At 71.5% G+C, this 20161-nt stretch carries 16 protein-coding genes and 1 pseudogene; 10 read left to right on the top strand and 7 right to left on the bottom strand.

All coding sequences use genetic code 11. From position 1 onward, the window contains the following. Together AE652_RS13105 and AE652_RS13100 are read right to left on the bottom strand one after the other, a co-directional pair. Positions 1–507 (bottom strand): annotated as a pseudogene (locus AE652_RS13105) (CE1759 family FMN reductase); the annotation flags it as partial. Next, the gene (locus AE652_RS13100; protein WP_049651495.1) at positions 504–1610 is read right to left on the bottom strand and encodes an LLM class flavin-dependent oxidoreductase; all 1107 of its coding nucleotides are present in this window, start codon (positions 1608–1610) and stop codon (positions 504–506) included. The gene AE652_RS13100 and the pseudogene AE652_RS13105, both read right to left, overlap by 4 nt. Before the next feature lie 160 nt (positions 1611–1770). Here AE652_RS13100 and AE652_RS13095 point away from each other — a divergent pair, with 160 nt between their 5' ends. Continuing rightward, the gene (locus AE652_RS13095) at positions 1771–2532 is read left to right on the top strand and encodes a PP2C family serine/threonine-protein phosphatase (protein WP_049651491.1); all 762 of its coding nucleotides are present in this window, start codon (positions 1771–1773) and stop codon (positions 2530–2532) included. A gap of 86 nt (positions 2533–2618) precedes the next feature. Here AE652_RS13095 and AE652_RS13090 read toward each other — a convergent pair whose 3' ends face one another. The 3 genes from AE652_RS13090 to AE652_RS13080 form a co-directional block, all read right to left on the bottom strand. Next, complete coding sequence (locus AE652_RS13090; RefSeq protein WP_234348361.1) at positions 2619–4925, bottom strand: M9 family metallopeptidase; 2307 nt, start codon at positions 4923–4925, stop codon at positions 2619–2621. Between the two features lie 291 nt (positions 4926–5216). Next, positions 5217–7535, bottom strand: a complete 2319-nt coding sequence (locus tag AE652_RS13085; protein ID WP_063780149.1) for a M9 family metallopeptidase — start codon at positions 7533–7535, stop codon at positions 5217–5219. 296 nt (positions 7536–7831) lie between these two features. Further along, a complete protein-coding gene (locus tag AE652_RS13080) occupies positions 7832–8401 on the bottom strand; it encodes a DoxX family protein (protein ID WP_049651490.1) in 570 nt (189 codons plus the stop codon). A gap of 211 nt (positions 8402–8612) precedes the next feature. On the opposite strand from AE652_RS13080, the gene AE652_RS13075 reads away from it, so the two are divergent. Further along, a complete protein-coding gene (locus tag AE652_RS13075) occupies positions 8613–9209 on the top strand; it encodes a TIGR03086 family metal-binding protein (protein ID WP_049651489.1) in 597 nt (198 codons plus the stop codon). 125 nt (positions 9210–9334) lie between these two features. Next, positions 9335–9793, top strand: coding sequence for a hemerythrin domain-containing protein (locus AE652_RS13070; RefSeq protein ID WP_049651488.1), 459 nt, complete (start codon positions 9335–9337; stop codon positions 9791–9793). A 71-nt stretch (positions 9794–9864) separates the two neighbouring features. On the opposite strand, the gene AE652_RS13065 is transcribed toward AE652_RS13070, so the two are convergent. Together AE652_RS13065 and AE652_RS13060 are read right to left on the bottom strand one after the other, a co-directional pair. Continuing rightward, the gene (locus AE652_RS13065) at positions 9865–10653 is read right to left on the bottom strand and encodes a VOC family protein (RefSeq protein WP_049651487.1); all 789 of its coding nucleotides are present in this window, start codon (positions 10651–10653) and stop codon (positions 9865–9867) included. Positions 10654–10775: 122 nt separating this feature from the next. Next, positions 10776–11366: a Uma2 family endonuclease gene (locus AE652_RS13060; protein ID WP_049651486.1), complete on the bottom strand. Its 591-nt coding sequence runs from the start codon at positions 11364–11366 to the stop codon at positions 10776–10778. Between the two features lie 165 nt (positions 11367–11531). Between AE652_RS13060 and AE652_RS13055 the strand changes: the two genes are divergently transcribed. The 7 genes from AE652_RS13055 to AE652_RS13030 all read left to right on the top strand — a co-directional run. After that, positions 11532–12209: a TetR/AcrR family transcriptional regulator gene (locus AE652_RS13055; RefSeq protein ID WP_049651485.1), complete on the top strand. Its 678-nt coding sequence runs from the start codon at positions 11532–11534 to the stop codon at positions 12207–12209. A 182-nt stretch (positions 12210–12391) separates the two neighbouring features. Next, complete coding sequence (locus AE652_RS13050; protein WP_049651484.1) at positions 12392–13924, top strand: MFS transporter; 1533 nt, start codon at positions 12392–12394, stop codon at positions 13922–13924. A gap of 599 nt (positions 13925–14523) precedes the next feature. Beyond that, positions 14524–15438: a LysR family transcriptional regulator gene (locus AE652_RS13045; RefSeq protein WP_049651483.1), complete on the top strand. Its 915-nt coding sequence runs from the start codon at positions 14524–14526 to the stop codon at positions 15436–15438. Positions 15439–15512: 74 nt separating this feature from the next. Continuing rightward, a complete protein-coding gene (locus AE652_RS13040) occupies positions 15513–16349 on the top strand; it encodes an ACP S-malonyltransferase (RefSeq protein ID WP_234348362.1) in 837 nt (278 codons plus the stop codon). 3 nt (positions 16350–16352) lie between these two features. Next, positions 16353–16604: an acyl carrier protein gene (locus AE652_RS13035; RefSeq protein ID WP_049651481.1), complete on the top strand. Its 252-nt coding sequence runs from the start codon at positions 16353–16355 to the stop codon at positions 16602–16604. Between the two features lie 10 nt (positions 16605–16614). After that, a complete protein-coding gene (gene asnB, locus AE652_RS43100) occupies positions 16615–18609 on the top strand; it encodes an asparagine synthase (glutamine-hydrolyzing) (protein WP_053112057.1) in 1995 nt (664 codons plus the stop codon). After that, on the top strand, positions 18606–20161 hold a 1556-nt coding region (locus AE652_RS13030), incomplete at its 3' end, for a type I polyketide synthase (protein ID WP_234348360.1). The genes asnB and AE652_RS13030, both read left to right, overlap by 4 nt.

The following is a 20161-nucleotide window of genomic DNA, read 5'->3' as shown; positions in this document are numbered from 1 at the left end:
TCCGGCGCGGCAGGCCGTCGGTGAGCCCGTCCCCGCCGCGCCCCAGTCGTCGGTGGCCGCGTAGACGGCCGTCGGCAGCACCACCGCGCGCAGGTAGCTGAACAGCGGGCGGACGGCGTGCTCCAGGGCGAGCGAGTGCCGGGGCGTGCCGCCGGTGGCGGCGATCAGCACCGGCTTGCCGGTGAGCGCGTCGTTGTCGACCACGTCGAAGAAGGACTTGAACAGGCCGCTGTACGAGGCCGTGAAGATCGGCGTCACCGCGATCAGGGCGTCCGCCTCCGTGACCGCCTCGATCGCCGCGCGCAGCCCGGCGCCGGGGAAGCCGGTGACGAGGTTGTTGGCGATCTCCACCGCCAGGTCCCGCAGTTCGACCACGGTGACCTCCGCCTCCCGCCCCTCCAGGGCGAGTCGGCGCACCGTCGAGTCGGCGAGCCGGTCGGCCAGCAGCCGGGTCGAGGACGGCTTGCTCAGCCCGGCACTCACCACCACCAGCTTGAACGCGGTCACTTGGCCACCTCCACGGCGTTCTCGTCCTTCTCGTCCTTGGCCGCGACCAGCGCGGCATGGGTCGGCCCGTCCGGCACCCCGGCCGGGCGGCCCTTGGCGAACTCCTCGCGCAGCACCGGCACGACCTCCTCGCCGAGCAGGTCCAGCTGCTCCAGCACCGTCTTCAGCGGCAGGCCGGCGTGGTCCATCAGGAACAGCTGGCGCTGGTAGTCGCCGAAGGACTCGCGGAAGGTCAGAGTCTTCTCGATGACCTCCTGCGGGCTGCCCACGGTCAGCGGGGTCTGCTCGGTGAACTCCTCCAACGAGGGCCCGTGCCCGTACACCGGCGCGTTGTCGAAGTACGGACGGAACTCGCGCACCGCGTCCTGGGAGTTCTTCCGCATGAACGCCTGTCCGCCGAGGCCGACGACCGCCTGCTCGGGCGTGCCGTGGCCGTAGTGGGCGAAGCGCTCGCGGTAGAGGTTGATCAGCTTCTTGAAGTGCTCCTTGGGCCAGAAGATGTTGTTCGCGAAGAAGCCGTCACCGTAGTAGGCGGCCTGCTCGGCGATCTCGGGGCTGCGGATCGAGCCGTGCCAGACGAACGGCGGGACGTCGTCCAGCGGGCGCGGGGTGGAGGTGAAGCCCTGGAGCGGGGTGCGGAAGCGGCCCTGCCAGTCGACGACCTCCTCGCGCCACAGCTGGTGCAGCAGCGCGTAGTTCTCGATCGCGAGCGGGATGCCCTGGCGGATGTCCTGGCCGAACCACGGGTAGACCGGGCCGGTGTTGCCGCGGCCCATCATGACGTCCACCCGGCCCTCGGCCAGGTGCTGGAGCATCGCGAAGTCCTCGGCGATCTTCACCGGGTCGTTGGTGGTGATCAGCGTGGTCGACGTGGAGAGGATGATGCGGTCGGTCTGCGCGGCGATGTAGCCGAGCATGGTCGTCGGCGAGGACGGGACGAACGGCGGGTTGTGGTGCTCGCCGGTCGCGAAGACGTCCAGGCCGACCTCCTCGGCCTTGCGGGCGATGGCGACCATCGCCTTGATCCGCTCGTGCTCGGTCGGGGTGCGGCCGGTGGTCGGGTCGGTCGTCACGTCGCCGACGGAGAAGATTCCGAACTGCATGCTGATCACCACATCCCAGGTAGTCCAACTTTCAACCACCTTAGCATCCGGGTGGGGCCCGTTATTCCCCCTCCCCCGCTCCCCCTCGTCGTCCCCCCTCCCCAGCGACGACAATGGAAGGCGCGGGCGGCCAGGGAAGGCTCCGGAAGGGCGGCGGACGATGGGTCCGTACATCGCGGTGAGCGCGCTGAGCCACGAGGGCCTGGTGCGGGAGCACAACGAGGACAGCCTCACGGTCGGGCCGTGGACGCTCTGCGCCACCGTGACCACCAACCCGCAGACCCTGCTCTTCCCGCTCGGCCCGCCCTGCGTGATCGCGGTCGCCGACGGCCTGGGCGGCCACCCCGGCGGCGAGGTGGCCAGTGCCCTGGTCGCCCGCCGGCTCGCCGCCGACGGGGGCGCGCTGGACGGCGAGGAGGCCGTCCGCGAGGAGCTCCTGGCCTGCAACCGGGCCGTCTACGCGGCCGCCGCCGAGGAGCCGGAGCTCGCCGCGATGGGCACCACCGTCGCCGGGCTGGTGCTGCTGCCCGAGTGGGCGCTGGCCTTCAACGTCGGCGACAGCCGGGTCTACCGGATCACCGGGGACGGGCTGCGCCGGGTGAGCGTGGACGACAGCCCGCCGCTGCCGCCCGGACGGCGCACCACCTCGGTGGTCACCCAGACCCTGGGCGGCTCGCTCGGGCTCACCTTCGTCGAGCCGCACGTCCGGGCCGTGCCGCTGACCGCCGGGGACCGGTACCTGGTGTGCAGCGACGGCCTGACCGACCCGGTGCCCGAGGAGGAGCTGGCCGGGCTGCTGGAGCGGTCGTTCGAGGGGGCGGACCGCTCGGACGGCAGGGCGGCGTTCGAGCTGTGGAAGGCGGCGATCGAGGCCGGCGGGCCGGACAACATCACCCTGGCGCTGGTGCGGGTCGGCGCGTAGGGCGCCCGTACGGAACGGACCCGCCCCGGGCGGGGCGCCGTAGCGCTCCGCCCGGGGCGGTCACCTGTCCGTTCGCCGTACTCGGCTCACATTTCGCTCGTGACGCTCACCCCGCTGAAGCCCTGCTGGGCGTAGAGGCTGAAGAAGATGTAGCCGCCGGCCGGCGGGTCCGTGACGGTCAGCGTCTCGGAGTTGTCCGGGCCGGTCGACCGCGCGGTGTTCGTGTCGGTGTAGGCCCAGCTCGTCGGGTTGTAGTAGAGGTCGCCGTTGCCGGTGCCGCCGCTGGTGGTGATCTTCACCTGCTTGGTGCCGGCCGGCACCAGGAGGTAGAAGTGCGCGTAGTTGCCCGTGGTGGCCGCGACGTTGCTGCGGGTGCAGTTGGCCGCCAGCAGCCGGGTGTCGGTGCCGGTGCACTCGGGCAGCGGGGTGCCCGGCGTGGTGGGCGGGTTGCCGCTGCCGTCGGTGGCGCAGCCGCCGGACGCGCACTTGGTCAGCCAGCTGTCGAAGTCGGCGTCGTAGCGGGTGCCGATGGTGGTCTTCAGGATGGCGCGGGCGCCGTTCCAGTCACCGGTGCGGTACTTGGCGAGGACCGCGTCCAGGTCGGAGCGGTGCTGCTCCAGCATGTAGCGCACGGCCAGGTAGCCCCAGCGGTAGACCCGGTCCTGGTCGCCGTAGCCGGTGTCGAAGAGGTCGCTCAGCTTGTAGGTGTGGCGGGCGGCCGCCGCGATGGCGCCGTCGTTGTTCACCTTGCGGTACGCGTAGGAGACGTACTCCGCGAAGCCCTCGACCCACCAGACGGTCGGGGTCTTCATGCCGGCCTCGAAGTCGCCGTACATGTCGAACCGGCCGTCGAGGTAGTGGGTGTACTCGTGGTTGAGGTTCCAGATCTCGAAGGACGGGCGGGCCCACTCGGCCTCGTAGCAGAGGAAGCGCGGCTGGTTGTCGGCCTTGGTCGGGTCGCCCTCCAGGTACATGCCACCGTTGTTGGTGTCGATGCCGTAGATCGCGGCGGCGAGCACCTGGTAGTCGAGCGAGGAGTGGAAGGCCACGACCTCGATCGTCTTGTTGTTGTCGTCCTTGACCGGGCCGCTGTCCTTGGCCACCGAGTGGAAGTACTCGTCCTGGCCGTTGAGGCTGGTGCAGGCGGTGTTCAGCTGGGTGGCGTCCAGCGCCTGGGCGAGCAGCGTGATGCTCGGGCTGCAGGTGTGCTTCACGGTCAGCACGCCGGCCTTGAGCTGGGCGGACTTGTCACAGGTACCGTAGAAGGAGCAGTTGCCCTGGTCGTAGTAGTCGACCGCCTCCGCGACCGCGGCCCACTGGAAGACGGTGCGGCCCTTCGGCTCCGACTTCTCGACCAGCGTCTTGGCCAGCGGACGGACCTTGGCCTGGAGGGCGGTGTCCTTCAGGAAGCGGGTCAGCTCCTTGGTCGCGTTGTAGACCAGCACGCCGAAGCTGTCGCCGAGCAGGGCGTTGTTGCGGGTCGCGAAGTCGGACAGCGCGTCCAGCACGCTCGGGTCCGCCTCGACGGCCGCGTCGAAGCCGGGCACCTGGTGGCCGCGGAACAGCACGGTGAACACCGGGTTGACCGCCCAGGCCATGCCGGCCGGGTTCCAGGTGTCGGCCTTGTAGTCGCCCAGCAGCCGCTTGACCACCGGCAGGAAGCGGACGTTCTCCTGCGCGCTGTCGATCAGGGTGACGGCCTCGCCCAGGATGGGCGCGTTGCCCGAGGCGACGTCGCGCGAGTGGGCGCTGTTGAAGAAGGCGTCCAGCCCGGACTGGATCGCGGTCTTGAGGCCGGCGCCGTACTCGCCGACGTCCTCCTTGTGGTACCACTGCACGAAGTAGCCGGCGCGCAGGTAGAGCACCAGCTGCTCGACCGAAGTGCTGTTGTCACCGGGGTAGTTGGCCGAAGCATCGCGCAGCGCGTAGGCCACCGTGTTCATCTGCTCCTCGCGGAACGCGCCGCGCGCGTCGCCGCCGGTGAGCTGGAACAGGCTGTTGATGCAGTTGATGTCCGCGCTCTTGATGTGCTGGACCAGGTCGCTGCCGGTCCGGCCGCTGAAGTCGCCGACGGTACAGGCCTGTTCGGCCGCCGCGCCGAGGCTGAGGGCCTTGGCGGTCGGCCGGACCTCGGCCGGCCGGGTGTCGACCGGGAGCGGGGCGCGCTGGTCGACCGAGGCCAACTGCTGCCCGCTGTCGGCTCGTTCGGCTGCGCCGGTGGCGGGCTGCGGGGCCGGCCCGGTGGGGACGGGCGCGGGCGAGCCGCCGGGGGTGGGGGTGGCGGGGGCGGCCTGGGACTGCGGGGCGAACAGGCCGACCGCCAGGAACAGGGACAGGACGAGCGTCAGCAATCGTGCCAGCTGCGGGAGTCGCAGCAGACGTGAAGGACTCACGTGGGGGCCTCCGGGCCGTCGTCGGCCGCGATTTGGGGCGCGGCCGGTGGGGGGTGTCGAGGACCGTTGGTGACGGCGCCGCGTGGGGAGCGGTTCCGTCGGGCACGGTGGGGGGTGTGACATGTACCATGGCACATCTCACATGGCCTTGGGAACCCGGGGCGTTGTGCGCAGTTTGCGGGGAATTCACGGAGGGATCGTGGTGACGGTCCGTCAACAGACCCGCCCCGGACGGGGCGCCGTAGCGCTCCGCCCGGGGCGGTCACCTGTCTGGGGTCAGCCGGGGTCGGCTCACATCTCGCTCGTGACACTCACCCCGCTGAAGCCCTGCTGGGCGTAGAGGCTGAAGAAGACGTAGCCACCGACCGGCGGGTTGGTGACGGTCAGCGTCTCCGCGTTGTCCGGACCCGCCGAGCGCGTGACGTACGCGTTGGTGTAGGCCCAGCTCGTCGGGTTGTAGTAGAGGTCACCGTTGCCGGTGCCGCCCTTGCTGGTGACCTTGATCTGCTTGGTGCCGGCCGGCACCAGGAGGTAGAAGTGCGCGTAGTTGCCGGTGGTCGCCGCGACGTTGCCGCGCACGCAGTTGGCCGAGAGCAGCCGGACGTCGTTGCCCGCGCACTCCGGCAGCTGCGGCTGGCCCGGCGTGTCGGTGGCGCAGGCGCCGGCGGCGCACTTGGTCAGCCAGCTGTCGAAGTCGGCGTCGTAGCGGGTGCCGATGGTGGTCTTCAGGATGGCGCGGGCGCCGTTCCAGTCACCGGTGCGGTACTTGGCGAGGACCGCGTCCAGGTCGGAGCGGTGCTGCTCCAGCATGTAGCGCACGGCCAGGTAGCCCCAGCGGTAGACCCGGTCCTGGCTGCTGGTGGCGTAGACGGTGTCGAACAGCTCGCTCAGCCGGTAGGCGTGCTGCGAAGCGACCGCGATGGCACCGTCGTTGACGACCTTGCGGTACGAGTAGGAGACGTACTCCGCGAAGCCCTCGACCCACCAGTCGATCGGCTGGACCTGGCCGGCGTCGTAGTCGCCGTACACGTTGAACCGGCCGTCGAGGTAGTGGGTGTACTCGTGGTTGAGGTTCCAGATCTCGAAGGACGGGCGGGCCCACTCGGCCTCGTAGCAGAGGAAGCGCGGCTGGTTGCCGACCGCCGCCGGGTCGCCCTCCAGGTACATGCCGCCGTTGTTGGTGTTGATGTCGTAGATGACCGCGGCGAGCACCTGGTAGTCGAGCGAGGAGTGGAAGGCCACGACCTCGATCGTCTTGTTGTTGTCGTCCTTGACCGGGCCGTTGTCCTTGGCCACCGCGTGGAAGAACGCGTCCTGGCCGTTCAGGCTGGTGCAGGCGGTGTTCAGCTGGGCGGCGTCCAGCGCCTGGGCCAGGATGACGATGCTCGGGCTGCAGCTGTGCTTCACCGTCAGGTTGGCGGCCTTGAACTTCGCCGGGTCGTCACAGGTGCCGTAGTACGAGCAGTTGCCCTTGTCCCACCAGTTCACCGCGAGCGTCACCGAGCCGCGCTGGTACATCGTGGGGCCGGTCGGGGCGGACTGCTGGGCCAGGGCCCGCGCGTAGGGGCGCAGCCGGGGCAGCAGGTCCGGGTACTGCATGAAGCGGGTCAGCTCGTTGGTCGCCTCGTAGACCGTCCGCCCGTAGGTGCCGCCGTGCAGGCCCTGGTTGCGGGAGATGAAGGTGAACAGGGCGTCCAGCACGCTCGGGTCGGCCTTGACGGCGGGGAGGAAGTCGGCCTCCCAGTGGCCGGCGAACAGCGCGGTGAGCGCCGGGGTCACCGCGTAGACCATGCCGTTCGGGTTCCAGGTGGCGCTGTCGTAGTCGGACAGCAGGCGCTTGACGACGGGCAGGTAGCGGGCGCTGTCCTTGATGCTGTCGATCAGCGTGGCCGCCCGGGCCAGCGGGCTCGCGTTGTCCGCGGTGACGTCCCGCGAACGGGGGTTGGCGAAGAACGCGTCCAGCGCGGCGCGGGAGGCGTCCTTCAGGCCGCTGCCGTAGGGGCCCACCACGTCGGGGTTGTAGAACTGCGTGAAGTAGCCGGCCTGCAGGTAGAGCATCAGCTCCGCGATCGAGCCGCTGTCGTTGCCCTGGTAGCCGTTGGCGGCGTCGCGCACCGCGTTCGCCACGGTGACCATCTGCGACTCGCGGAAGGCGTTGGCGGCGTCGCCGCGGCCGATCTTGAACAGCGAGTTGACGCACTGGAGGTCGACGGACTTGATCTGCTGGACCAGCGCGCTGCCGGTCCGGCTGGTGAAGTCGCCGACGTTGCAGGGCCGGGCGGCGGCCGCGTCCAGGCCGAAGGCCTTGGCCTGCGACTGCCCGGCCGTCGGCAGGCCGGTGAGCGGGGCCGTCGGCGACTGGGGCACCAGGTCCTCGGGGCTGAGGCGCTTGCGGCCGTCCGGCTTCGCCGGGGTGGTGTCGGCGCGGCTCTCGCCGATCGCGGGCGGCGGCGCCAGGTGGGCGGGCGCCGCGCCCGTGGGCGTACCGGCGGAGGTGCCGCCGGGGGTGGTTCCGCCGGGGGTGGGGCCGGCGGGGGCGGCCTGGCTGAGCGGGGCGAACAGGCCGACCGTCAGGAACAGGGACAGGACGAGCGTCAACAGTCGTGCCAACCGCGGGACTCGCAGTAAGCGTTGGCCATTCACGTGGGGGCCTCCGGGCCGTCATCGGCCGCGATTTGGGGCGCGGCCTACGGGGGAGCGAGGACCGTCCGCGACGGGACCCGTGGGGCGGGTCCGTCGTGGAAACAGTGGGGATGTGCCATGTAATATTGCACACATCACACATCATTGTGAAGGCCTTTACCCAAGCCCTACCCATCCGGAAAAGCGGAAGGGCATGGCGACGTCGTCGTCACCATGCCCTTCGGGCCCGCGGATCGGTGGAACCGACTACCGCCGGATTCCGGCTACTTGCGGAGCAGCAGGATCACGCCCGCCGTCACCAGGCCGACCACGACGGCGGCCGCGCCGTACGCCAGGCGGTGCGCCCGCAGCACCGGCAGGAAACGGTCCACGGCGTAGCGGCCGGGGCCGGTCAGGGCGAGCGCGGCGGCACCGGCGGTCAGCAGCAGCTCGTACTCGCTGCCCTTCGGGGCGAAGAAGCCGCCGCCCCAGGTGACGGCTATCGCGTTGACCATCGTGCCGACGATCGCGGCGCCCGCCAGCGGGGTCAGCAGGCCGACGGCGAGGGCGAGTCCGCCCAGCGTCTCGGTGAGGCCGGCCACCACGGCCATGGCGTTGCCGGCCGGGTAGCCGCTCATGGTGAAGAACTGACCGGTGCCGTCGATCCCGCCGCCGCCGAACCAGCCGAACAGCTTCTGGCTGCCGTGCGCGGCCATGGTCAGGCCGAGGGCCAGGCGCAGGAGCAGGAGTCCGGCGTCATAGGCGTGCGGGGAGGTCGTCGCGGACCCGGCGGTGTCCCGGGTCGGGCTGACGGTGGTGGTGGCGGCGGTCGTGCTCGGGCTGCTGCTCGGCATGCGCGTCTCCATCGATCGGGGTTCGGTCGTCGTCCGGCGCGGCCGGACACGGTCAAGGGTTGTGGTGGTGCGGCAGGCAGGGATCGTCACCCGGCGCCATTGTTCAAATTTGAACCGCCGCTTCACCGACCGTACCCCGAAGTTCGAATTTGAACAACTGACGGGCCGTCGGCGACTCGCGGGCCCCGCCCCGGCCGGAGAGGGTGGAGACATGGCCCACCACAGACAGCACCGACGGGAGACCCGGACCGGCACCCCGTACCCCGAGGCGCTGGACGCCTTCGGCGAGCGCGTCCGACTGATCACCCCCGAACAGTGGGACTCCCCCACCCCGTGCAGCGACTGGTCCGTCCGCGACCTCGTCAACCACCTCACCGGCGAACAGCTCTGGGTGCCCGAGCTGCTGATGGGCGCCACCGTCGGCGAGGTCGGCGAGCGCTTCGACGGCGACGTGCTCGGCGACGACCCGGTCACCGCCTGGACCGACGCCGCCGCGGCCGCCCGGGAGGCCTGGGCCGTCCCGGGCGCCACCGAGCTGACCGTCCACCTCTCCTTCGGGGACACCTCGGGGCAGTACTACCTGGACCAGCTCACCACCGACCTGGTGATCCACTCCTGGGACCTCGCCGCGGGCATCGGACGGCACACCCGGCTCCCCGACGGGCTCGTCGCGTTCGCGCTCGGCGAGTTCGCCGGGTACGGGGACCTCTCCGGCAGCGGGCTCTTCGACCCGCCGCTGCCGGTGCCCGAGGACGCCGACCCGCAGACCCGGCTGCTCGCCCTCACCGGGCGGCGGGACGGGGGGTGAGCGGGCTCGACGGGGGGTGAGCGGGCTCGACGGGGGGTGAGCGGAGCGTGCCTCCGGGCGGGCGGCCCGGCGCCGGATACTGGAAGACAGCGGGGGAAGTCTTCCGTGCGAGAGGCGGGCGGGCCATGAGCCGCAGGCCTGACATCCTCGGCGAGTTCACCGCCGACCACCGGGCGGTCACCGGACTGCTCGACCGGATCGAGGCCGCACCGGCCGGCGACCCCGGACGCGGCGAGCTGGTGGCCCGGCTGACCGACCTCCTCTTCACCCACTGCGCCGCCGAGGAGGAACACCTCTTCCCGGTGGTCCAGCACGACGTGCCCGACGGCGGGGCCCTGGTCTTCCGCAGCATCCACGACCACCTGGCGATCGGGCAGTACCTCGCCGACCTCCAGGGGCTCGGACCGGCCGAACCGGCCTTCGACACCCTGCTGCGCGGCCTCGCCGAAACCCTGCGGCGGCACCTGCGCGGGGAGGAGGAGCAGCTGTTCCCGGCCGCCCGCAAGGCCCTGCCCGCGGCCGCCCGCACCGCGCTGGGCGACCGGCTGCGGGCGGAGCGGGCCGAACTGGACGCCCCGGACTGATCAGCGTTCCCGCCGGCCCGTCCCTCCGAGCCCGCTCATTCCTTCAGGCCGGATCATTCCTCCGGGCCGGATCAATGCTTCGGGCTGATCACCGCGAACCGGGCACCCTCGCGGTCCCGCAGCCGGGCCACCCGCCCGTACGGGGAGTCGAAGGCCGGCCCGAGCGCCCCGCCGCCCAGCTCCGCGGCCCGGGCCACCGCCCGGTCCGTGTCCGGGACGGCGAAGGACACCTCCCAGTGCGGCGGCATCCCGGCCGGGCCGCCGGCCTGCTCCTTGGCCAGCGCCGCGACACTGTGCCCCTCGGCGCGCAGCACCACCCGGTCGTGCTCCCAGCGGACGTCGAAGCGCTCCGGGTCGCGGCCGTCCCAGCGGAACACCTCGCCGTAGAACAGCGCCGCCGCGAACGGGTCCGGGGTGCGCAGCTCGATCCAGACCGGCGCCCCGGGCAGGTCCAGCTTCCGGGCCCGGCCCAGCGGGCCCTCCCAGATGCCGAACACCGCGCCCGCCGGGTCCGCCGCGAAGGCCACCCGTCCGGCGTCGAAGGCCAGCGGGCCGACCGCCAGGGTCGCGCCGCGCTCCCGCACCGCGTCGGCGGCGGCGTCGGCGCTCTCCGTCCCGAAGTAGCTGGTCCACGCGAGCGGAACCGCCCCGACACCGGCGACGCCCAGCCCGGCCACCGCCTCCCCGCCGGTCACCGCGTGCACGTACGGGCCGAAGCGGTCCGGCCCGGGCTCGAACTCCCAGCCGAGCAGCGGGCCGTAGAACGTCTTCGCGTCCTCCAGGTCCGGGGCCATCAGGCTCACCCAGCACGGCACGGCCGCCACACAGCGCACCCGGGCGACCGTCTCACCGCTGCCCATCGCGAACCTCCTCCGCCCACCCGGCCGCCGGGCCCCTCCCGACTCCCACGGCCCACCGGCCGCCCGGGACGCCCACAGCCTAGGGCGCCACCCTCACCGCCCCGGGGAAGCCATGCCCGGGATCAGCGCACCCAGTTCTTGAGGGGCTCGGTGTCCAGGGAGATGCCCACCGGGTCGGGGAGGCGGACGGCCTTGCCGAACGGCAGGGTGTGAACGGTCTCGTAGCGGACGCCGTCGGGCTGACTGTGGACGATGATCTCCGCGGAGTCCCGGTCGATCAGCAGGTAGACGGGGATGCCGGCCTCGGCGTAGGCGCGGGGCTTCTCGACCCGGGCGCGCCGATCGGCGTCGACGTCCGCATCGGTCACTTCGACCACCATCAGCACGCGATCCGCATCGACCCACTCCCCCTGCCCGACGAAGGCCTCGGCGGGGGCCAGAGTCCCATCGGGATGGACCCGTCCGCCGTCGGTTCCCCGCATCCTCAGGCCATGGCTGTGCAGCCACAGCTCCGGCCGCGCCTGGAAGCAGCTCCGCACCAGCCACTCGATCACACAGCCGTGGTTGCCGCCCGACCTCGGTTTCACTCCCAGTCGCCCGCCGAGGAACTCCAACTGGAGGCCCTCGAGCGCCCGGAAAGCCAGGCGCGCGAGTTCCTCGAACTCTTCGGGCCGCATCTGCGATCGGCGCGGTGCGTCAGGAGCCGTGCACATACCGCGACCGTAGCGCCGGGGTGTGACATCCCTACCCGCGAGCAGGGGGGTTATGTGACGCAGGTCACATGGCGAGGGGAAATTCCGGGGACGGATTCCCCGTTTCCGAGTACGTTGGAAGAAGCGGGGAGATTTTCCCCGGTATCCTGATGAGGAGCAGTCGTCGTGACCACCACCGCCGAGTCGGTCCGTCCCGCGGGGAGCGCACGTACGCCGAAGTTGCGTGCGGACGCGAGCCGGAACCGGGAGCGGATCGTGCTGGCGGCCCGGGAGGCGTTCGTCGAGTACGGTGCGGACGCGCCGCTGGACGAGATCGCGAAGCGGGCGGGGGTCGGCAATGCCACGCTGTACCGGAACTTCCCGGACCGGGTGGCGCTGATCCGTGAGGTGGCGGTGCTCGTCAAGAACCGCATCCTGGCCCTCGCCGAGACGGCGACGGCGGAGGCGGACGCCCCTGACGGCAGTGGGCCGTTCGACGCCCTCCAGCGGTTCGCGCACGCGTCCGTCGGGGAGAAGGTCGGCGGTCTGTGCACCCTGTTCAGCAACCATGTCGACCTGTACGACCCGGAGTTGACCGAGATCCGGGAGCGCCTGCAGGCCGCCGTGGGCGGGCTGATGGAGCGCGCCCGGGCCGCGGGCGAGCTGCGGTCGGACGTCGACCACGGTGACCTGTTCATCGCGATGAGCCAGCTGACCCGGCCACTGCCGAACACCGCCTGCCGACTGCTCGACGACTTCGTCCACCGGCACCTGCAGATCTTCCTGGACGGCCTGCGCGCACCGGCTCCTTCGGTGCTGCCCGGCCGGGCCGCGACCTTCGAGGACTTCCAGCCCCAGAACTGACCGACCCACCAGTACCGACCCCCTGCCTGTAGGGGCCCGACCAGTACCAGCCGTCCGGGCGCGCGCCGCCGTGCCCCGGCGCGCCCTGCCACCGCACCCTCCCGGTGCGGCGACCCGCCGTGCCCGCCGCACGGCACCCGACCGTTCACGCACACCACACGCACCGTGAAGTGAGTACCCCCATGTCTCGAACCGACGCCGCCCGACCGGCGACGCTGCCCGATCCCCGGCGCTGGAAGGCGCTGATATTCATCGGCCTCGCCCAGCTGATGGTCGTCCTCGACGCGACCATCGTGAACATCGCCCTGCCGTCCGCACAGCGGGACCTGGGCATCTCCGACGGCAACCGCCAGTGGGTGATCACCGCCTACGCGCTGGCCTTCGGCGGGCTGCTGCTGTTCGGCGGCCGGATCGCGGACCTCTGGGGCCGCAAGCGGACCTTCATCGTCGGCCTGACCGGCTTCGCCCTGGCCTCCGCGCTCGGCGGCGCCGCGGCCAACACCGCGATGCTGCTGGGCGCCCGCGCACTCCAGGGCGTGTTCGGCGCGCTGCTCGCGCCGGCCGCGCTGTCGCTGCTCGCGGTGACCTTCACCGAGGCCAAGGAACGCGCCAAGGCCTTCGGCATCTACGGTGCGATCGCCGGTGGCGGTGGCGCCATCGGTCTGATCCTCGGCGGCCTGCTCACCGAGTACATGAACTGGCGCTGGACCTTCTTCGTCAACATCCCGTTCGCCATCGTGGCCGCCGTCGGCGCCGTGATGGTGATCCGCGAGCCCGCCGAGGGCCGCAACCGCAACCGGCTGGACGTCCCCGGCGTTCTGCTGGTGACCACCGGCCTGGTCTCGCTGGTCTACGGCTTCACCCGCGCCGAGTCGGACGGCTGGTCGTCCGGCACCACCATCGGCCTGTTCGTCGCGGCCGCCGTGCTGCTGGCCGCCTTCGTGCTGGTGGAGCTCCGGGTCAAGGCCCCGCTGCTGCCGCTGCGCGTGGTGCTCGACCGCAACCGCGGCGGGGTGTACCTGTCGCTGGGCATGGCCGTGATCGGCATGTTCGGTCTGTTCCTCTTCCTGACCTACTACCTGCAGATCGTGCTCGGCTACAGCCCGGTGCTGACCGGCGTGGCCTTCCTGCCGATGGTGGCGGGCATGATCACCGGCTCGACCCAGATCGGCGCCCGGCTGATGACCAGGGTCCCGGCCCGCTACCTGATGGCGCCCGGCTTCCTGGTCGCCTCGGCCGGCATGTTCCTGCTGACCCACATCAGCCTGGACACCTCCTACCCGGCGCTGATCCTGCCGGGCCTGGTCCTGATGGGCCTCGGCATGGGCACCGCGTTCATGCCGGCCATGAGCCTCGCCACGCACGGCGTCCAGCCGCGCGACGCGGGTGTGGCCTCGGCGATGGTCAACACCTCGCAGCAGGTCGGCGGCGCCATCGGCACCGCGCTGCTGAACACCATCGCGGCCAGCGCGACCACCGGCTGGCTGGCCTCGCACGCCACCGCCGCGGCCGCCGCCTCGCCGGAGGCCGCCAAGGTGCTGCAGTTCCAGGGCATGGTGCACGGCTTCTCGACCGCGATCTGGGTGTCCTTCGGGATCCTGGTGGCGGCCGGCGTGGTCGCCTTCACCTTCATCAACGCCGGCCGGCCGGGTGCCTCGACGGGCTCGGACGCGGGCTCGGCGGCCGAGAACGACGTGCCGGTGCTGGTGCACTGACGCGCAGGGGTTGCTCGGGTGCGTACGCGGCCCGCCCGGTGTCCTCCACGACACCGGGCGGGCCGCTCGCCGTTTCCGCCCGGGACACCCAAGGACGATCCGACCCCGGACGGTCCCGGACGGTCCGGCCTCGGACGCCCCCGTACGGTCCGGCCCGCGGAATCCGGCCCACCGGATACGCCCGCGAGTTCCTCACATCCCGGCCCCAGGGCGACCTTGTTCCACGGTCAACCTGTCGCCTAAGGTGAGCGAAGCGCTTCGTTCCGTGTGCACCCTTGAACCTTCCTGCACACTCCTGGCCACGACCCTCCGGCCTGCGCTTTTTACTTTCTTGACACGCGCATGACACACAGCGTTTCGCGATACCCGCTCGACAGTGTTCTCCTCGCTCCCGAAGCCAGAGAAGAGCCCCGCCATGTCGCCATCGCACACGTACGACCGGTACCGCCTGCCACGGTTCCACTGTCCCGGCGCCGGAACCGCGCCGCGTACGCCCAGACGATCGCCCCGGAACGCGCACCGGACCTGAAACGGCCGGAACGCGCGCGAACGGCGCCCACACGATCCGACCGACCGAGAAATCACTCCGGACGTGAAGAATGACCGACCGCCTGGACTTCAGCCTCACGCAGTTGCGCTATTTCGTGGAATCGGCCGAACTCGGAAACATCTCGGAAGCGGCCGAGAAGCTCAGAGCCTCGCAATCGACCGTCTCCTCGGCCATCATGCGGCTGGAACGCCAACTCGGCGTGCAGCTGCTGCTGCGCCACCACGCCCGCGGGGTCACCCTCACCCCGAACGGGCGGGACCTGCTCCTCGGCGCCCGCGCGCTGCTGGGACAGGCCAGGAGCCTCCAGGAGCAGGGGGACGCGCTGGCCGGCGGCATCGAAGGCCGGCTCGGCGTCGGGTTCCTCACCCCGGTCGCCCCGTTCCTGCTCCCCCAGACCCACCGGATCACCGCGGAACGCCACGCGGGCCTGCGGCTGACCACCCGGGAGGAACCGGCCGACCGGCTGCTGGCCCTGCTCCGGGACGGGCAGTGCGAACTGGCCGTCACCTACGACTTCCTGAGCGGCGGCTCCCGGTTCGTCCCGCTGGCCGAGCTGCCCATGCGGGCGCTCGTCGCGGACGACGACCCGTGCGGCCGGGCCGACCCCGTCCGCCTGGCCGAGCTCGCCGAGCGGCCGTTCGTCGCCCTCGACGACCCGCCGCTGCTGCTCCACTTCGAGAAGTTCTTCGCCGACGTCGGCGTCCCGCTGCCACCGGTGGTCACCGCCACCGGGCCGGAGACCGTCCGCGGCCTGGTGGCCGCCGGGTGCGGGTTCGCCCTCGTCCACCAGCGCGCCCACCGGGCCACGACGCTGGACGGCGGCCGGATCCGCTCGGTCGAACTCGCCGGGGACGCGCCGACCGCGTCGCTCGGCGTGGCCGCCGCCCCCGGCCTCGCCCTCGACCGGCGCGGCCGCGCGGTCCTGAACGTGCTCAGGTCGGTCGTCCCGACCTGCCGTCTGTGAGACCGGGCGCGCGCCCCCTTCTCGCCACACCCCCTCATCCCCGCGACACCCGTCGGAGGAATGCCGTGTTCGCCATGCTCTTCGCCGGCCAGGGCAGCCAGCACAAGGGAATGGGCGCCGAGGTCCTCGAACGCTACCCAGGACTGGTCGGATTCGCCTCCGACCTGCTGGGGTACGACCTCGCCGCCCTGTGCACCAAGGACCCGGACGGCCTGCTCGGCCGGACCGAGTACACCCAGCCGGCGATCTTCGTCGTCAACGCCCTGCACGGTTTCGAGCGCACCCACCGGGAGGACCGCCCGGCGGACGTCTACCTGGGGCACAGCCTCGGCGAGTACAACGCCCTGCTGGCCGCCGGGGTGTTCGACTTCGAGACCGGGCTCCGGCTGGTCGCCAAGCGCGGCGAGCTCATGGCCGCGGCCTCCGACGGGGGCATGGCCGCCGTCCTGGACACCCCCGAGGAACGGCTGCTGGAGCTCCTCGCCGACCACGGGATCGACGGCGTCGACATCGCCGGCCTGAACACCCCGTCACAACTCGTCATCGCGGCCACTCCCCCCGTGCTGGCCGCCGCGGTCGAATGCCTCGAGGAGAACGGGATCCGGGTCGCCCGCCTGAGGGTGAGCGCGCCCTTCCACTCCCGCTACATGGAGCCCGCCCGCGTGCGCTTCGCGGAATTCCTCACCGGCTTCGCATTCGCCGCACCCCGCACCCCGGTCGTCTCCAATGTCACCGCCCGGCCGCACCGGCCGGAGGAGACCGCCCGGCTGCTGGCCGAACAGCTCGTCGCCCCGGTGCGCTGGACCGACTGCGTACGAAGTCTCCTCGACCGGGACGACGACGTGGAGTTCACCGAGATCGGGGGCACCTCCCTCACCCGCATGGTCGACAAAATCACGTCTGGAGCCTGAACGATGGAATCGACGACGGACACGATCCGGACGTACCTGGAGGAGCGCTTCCTCTTCGAGTTCGACGATGAGACCACCCCGGACACCGACCTGTTCAAGGCCGGGGTCATCGACTCCTTCGGCTACGTCAGGATGATGCGCTTCCTGGAGTCCGAGTTCTCGCTGGCCCTCGACGGCGACGAGATCCTCATGAACGTCCTCGTATCGCTCAACGCGATCGATGAATTCGTCCAGAAGAAGCTCGCCGGGGAATAGGGGGACTGCCATGTGCGGAATCGCCGGGTTCCTCGCGGACCCACCACTGACCGGAGCACCCGACGAGGTCATCACCTCGATGCTCTCGACCATCCGCCACCGCGGACCGGACCAGGCCGGCTACTACCTGGACGACGGGCTCGCGATGGGCACCGTACGGCTGGCGATCGTCGATCCCGCCGACGGCGCCCAGCCGATGTCGGACCCGACGGAGCGCTACTGGATCTGCTTCAACGGCGAGATCTACAACCACGTCGAACTGCGCGCGGAACTGGAGGGCCTGGGCCGCCCGTTCCGCACCGACCACTCCGACACCGAAGTCGCCCTCCAGGCCTGGATCCAGTGGGGTCCGGCCTGCTTCGCCCGCTTCAACGGCCCGTTCGCGCTCGCGATCAGGGACACCGCCACCGGCGGGCTCGTCCTGGCCCGCGACCGCTACGGCAAGCGCCCGCTGTACTACGCCGAGCACGGCGGCGCCCTCCTGTTCGCCTCCGAGGCGAAGGCCTTCGGCGCGTTCCCCGGCTTCCGCTTCGAGCTCTCCCCGCCGGACCTCGCGTCGATCTACGCGGTGTGGACGCCGCTGCCCGACCGCACGCCGTTCGCCGGCGTCCGCCAACTGCCCATGGGCTGCTACCTGGAGGCCGGCGGCGGCCTGCGCTCGCCGCGCGCGTACGAGGAACTCTCCTTCGACGTACCGGGCTTCGACGGCACCGAGCCGGAGGCGGTCGCGTTCGTCCGGGAGAGCCTGCGGACCGCGGTGGAGCTGCGCCTGCGCTCCGACGTGGAGGTCGGCGTCTACCTGAGCGGCGGCCTCGACTCCTCCGTGGTCACCAGCCTCGCCACGCAGCTGTCCCGGCACCAGGTCCGCACCTTCTCGGTGGCCTTCCGGGACAAGAACTTCGACGAGTCCGACAGCCAGCTGCTGGTCGCCGAGCACCTGGGCACCCTGCACTCCGCCCTCCCGGTCACCGGCGCGGACATCGCCGACAACCTCCCGTCGGCGGTGTACCACGCCGAGGTGCCCGCCTTCCGGACCTCCTTCGTCCCGATGTTCCTGCTCTCCCGCCACGTCCGCGACGCGGGCATCAAGACCGTGCTCAGCGGCGAGGGCTCCGACGAGGCCTTCCTCGGCTACTCCCTGTTCCGCGAGACCATGCTGCGCGAACGCTGGCACGGGCTCACCGACGCCGAGCGGCGCGCCGGACTCGCCACCCTGCACCCGGAGCTGGCGCACTTCGGCCCGGCCCACCAGGGCCACCTGCTCGGCCTGTACCAGCAGTTCGCCACCGAGCGGCTGCCCGGCCTGTTCTCCCACGAACTGCGGTACCAGAACGGCAGGTTCGCGGCCCGGCTGCTCGCCTCCCGCAAGGACCCGTTCGCCGACCTGCTCGACCTGGTCGCCCGGGCACCGGGCTACCAGGCCATGTCCGCGGTGCAGAAGGCCCAGTGGCTGGAGTACAAGACCCTGCTGCCCGGCTTCCTGCTCTCGACCCAGGGCGAGCGCGTCGCCCTGGCGCACAGCGTGGAGAACCGCTGCCCGTTCCTCGACCCGGCGGTGGTCCGGGCCGCCTCCGCGGTCAACCTCCGCTTCGACGACGGGTGGAACGAGAAGGCCGTCCTGAAGAAGGCGTTCCGCGCCGAGCTGCCGCAGTGGACCACGGACCGCCCCAAGCAGCCCTACCGCGCCCCGGGCAGCGAGGTGTTCAAGGAGCACCGCCCGGACTACCTGGAACTCCTCCTGTCCGACAACGAGTTGGGCAAGCTCGACTTCCTGGACCAGCGGTTCGCCCGCCGCCTGACGGACCGCGTCATGGCCTCGCCCGCCGAGGACGTGAGCACCAAGGAGGACCAGGCCTTCGTCTACCTGCTCACCACCGCCGTGCTCCACCGGCAGTTCGTGCTCGACGGCGCCGGCCGGAACGGCGGACCGGCCGCCCCGGCGCTCGACCTGAAAGTGACCGTGGACCGGCGCCACGCCGTCCGGACCGGAAAGGAGGCCCGGTGACCACCGACGGCATCGCCATCATCGGACTCGCCCTGCGCTTCCCCGGGGCCGACACCCTCGCCACGCTCTTCGACCACCTCGCCGCCGGACGCTCCCTGATCACCGAGGTCCCGGCCGAACGGTGGTCCAAGGAACGCTACTTCGGGGACCCGCGCAACGGCGGCGAACGGACCAACAGCATCTGGGCCGGGTTCATCGAGGACGCGGACCGCTTCGACGCCGCCTTCTTCGCCATCTCCCCGCGCGAGGCCGAGACGATGGACCCGCAGCAGCGGTTCGCCCTCGAACTCGCCTGGAAGGCCGTCGAGGACGCGGGCTACCGCGCGAGCGAGCTCGCGGGCAGCCGCACCGGGGTCTTCATGGGCGTCTGCCACGCCGACTACGCCGAACTCATCGAGCGCGACGACGTGGCGACCGACGCCTACTTCCCGACCGGAACGGCGTACTCGATCGTCGCCAACCGGCTCTCCTACCACTTCGACCTCCACGGCCCGAGCATCACCAACGACACTGCCTGCTCCAGCTCCCTGGTGTCCGTCTACGAGGCCGTGACCGCGCTCAACAACGGGGACTGCGACCTGGCGCTGGCCGGCGGCGTCAACCTGTGCTGGTCCCCGAAGCACTTCGTGGCCTTCAGCAAGGCCGGCATGCTCTCGCCCACCGGCCGGGCGCAGGCCTTCGACGAGGGCGCCGACGGGTTCGTCCGGGGCGAGGGCGGGGCGGTCCTGCTGCTCAAGCCGCTCGCCCGGGCGATCGCGGACGGCGACCCGGTCCACGGGGTGATCAAGGGCGTCGGCACCAACCACGGCGGCCGGACCAACTCGCTGACCGTGACCAGCCCGACCGCCCAGGCCGCGCTGATCGAGCACGTCTACACCCGGGCGGGCGTCGCGCCCGGCACCGTCGGCTACATCGAGGCGCACGGGCCGGGCACCCCGGTCGGCGACCCGATCGAGATCGTCGGCCTCAAGCGCGCCTTCCGCAACCTGCACGAGGCCGCCGGGACCGAACCCGACCCGGACACCACCGGCATCGGCTCGGTCAAGACCAACATCGGGCACCTGGAATCCGCCGCCGGGGTGGCGGGCATGGTGAAGGTCGTCGCCGCCATGACGGCCGGGGTGCTGCCCGCGACCGTCAACTTCCGGAGCCTGAACCCGCTGATCAACCTGGCCGGCAGCCCCTTCTACATCGTCGACGGGACCCGGCCCTGGCCGGCCACGGACGGCGCGCCCCGCCGGGCCGGCGTCAGCTCCTTCGGCTTCGGCGGGACCAACGCCCATGTGCTGATGGAGGAACCGCACCGCCGCACCTCCTCGGCCGGCGCTCCGGGCCCGTACGTCGTCCCGCTGTCGGCGCGCAGCCCCGAGCGGCTGCGGGTGCTCGCCGGACTGCTGCGCGAGCACCTGCTCGCGCCGGAGTCCGCGCTGCTGCCGCAGCAGTCGCCGGCCGACATCGCCCACACCCTGCGGGTGGGCCGCGAACCGCTGGCCGTCCGGGCCGCGCTCGTCGTCGCCGACCGGGACCAGCTCGTGGCCGCGCTGGGGACGCT

The sequence above is a fragment of the Kitasatospora sp. MY 5-36 genome, from assembly GCF_001182915.1.
GTDB lineage: Bacteria > Actinomycetota > Actinomycetes > Streptomycetales > Streptomycetaceae > Kitasatospora.
Note: the sequence above shows the minus strand (reverse complement) of the source record. Positions and strands in the feature narration are given on the sequence as shown.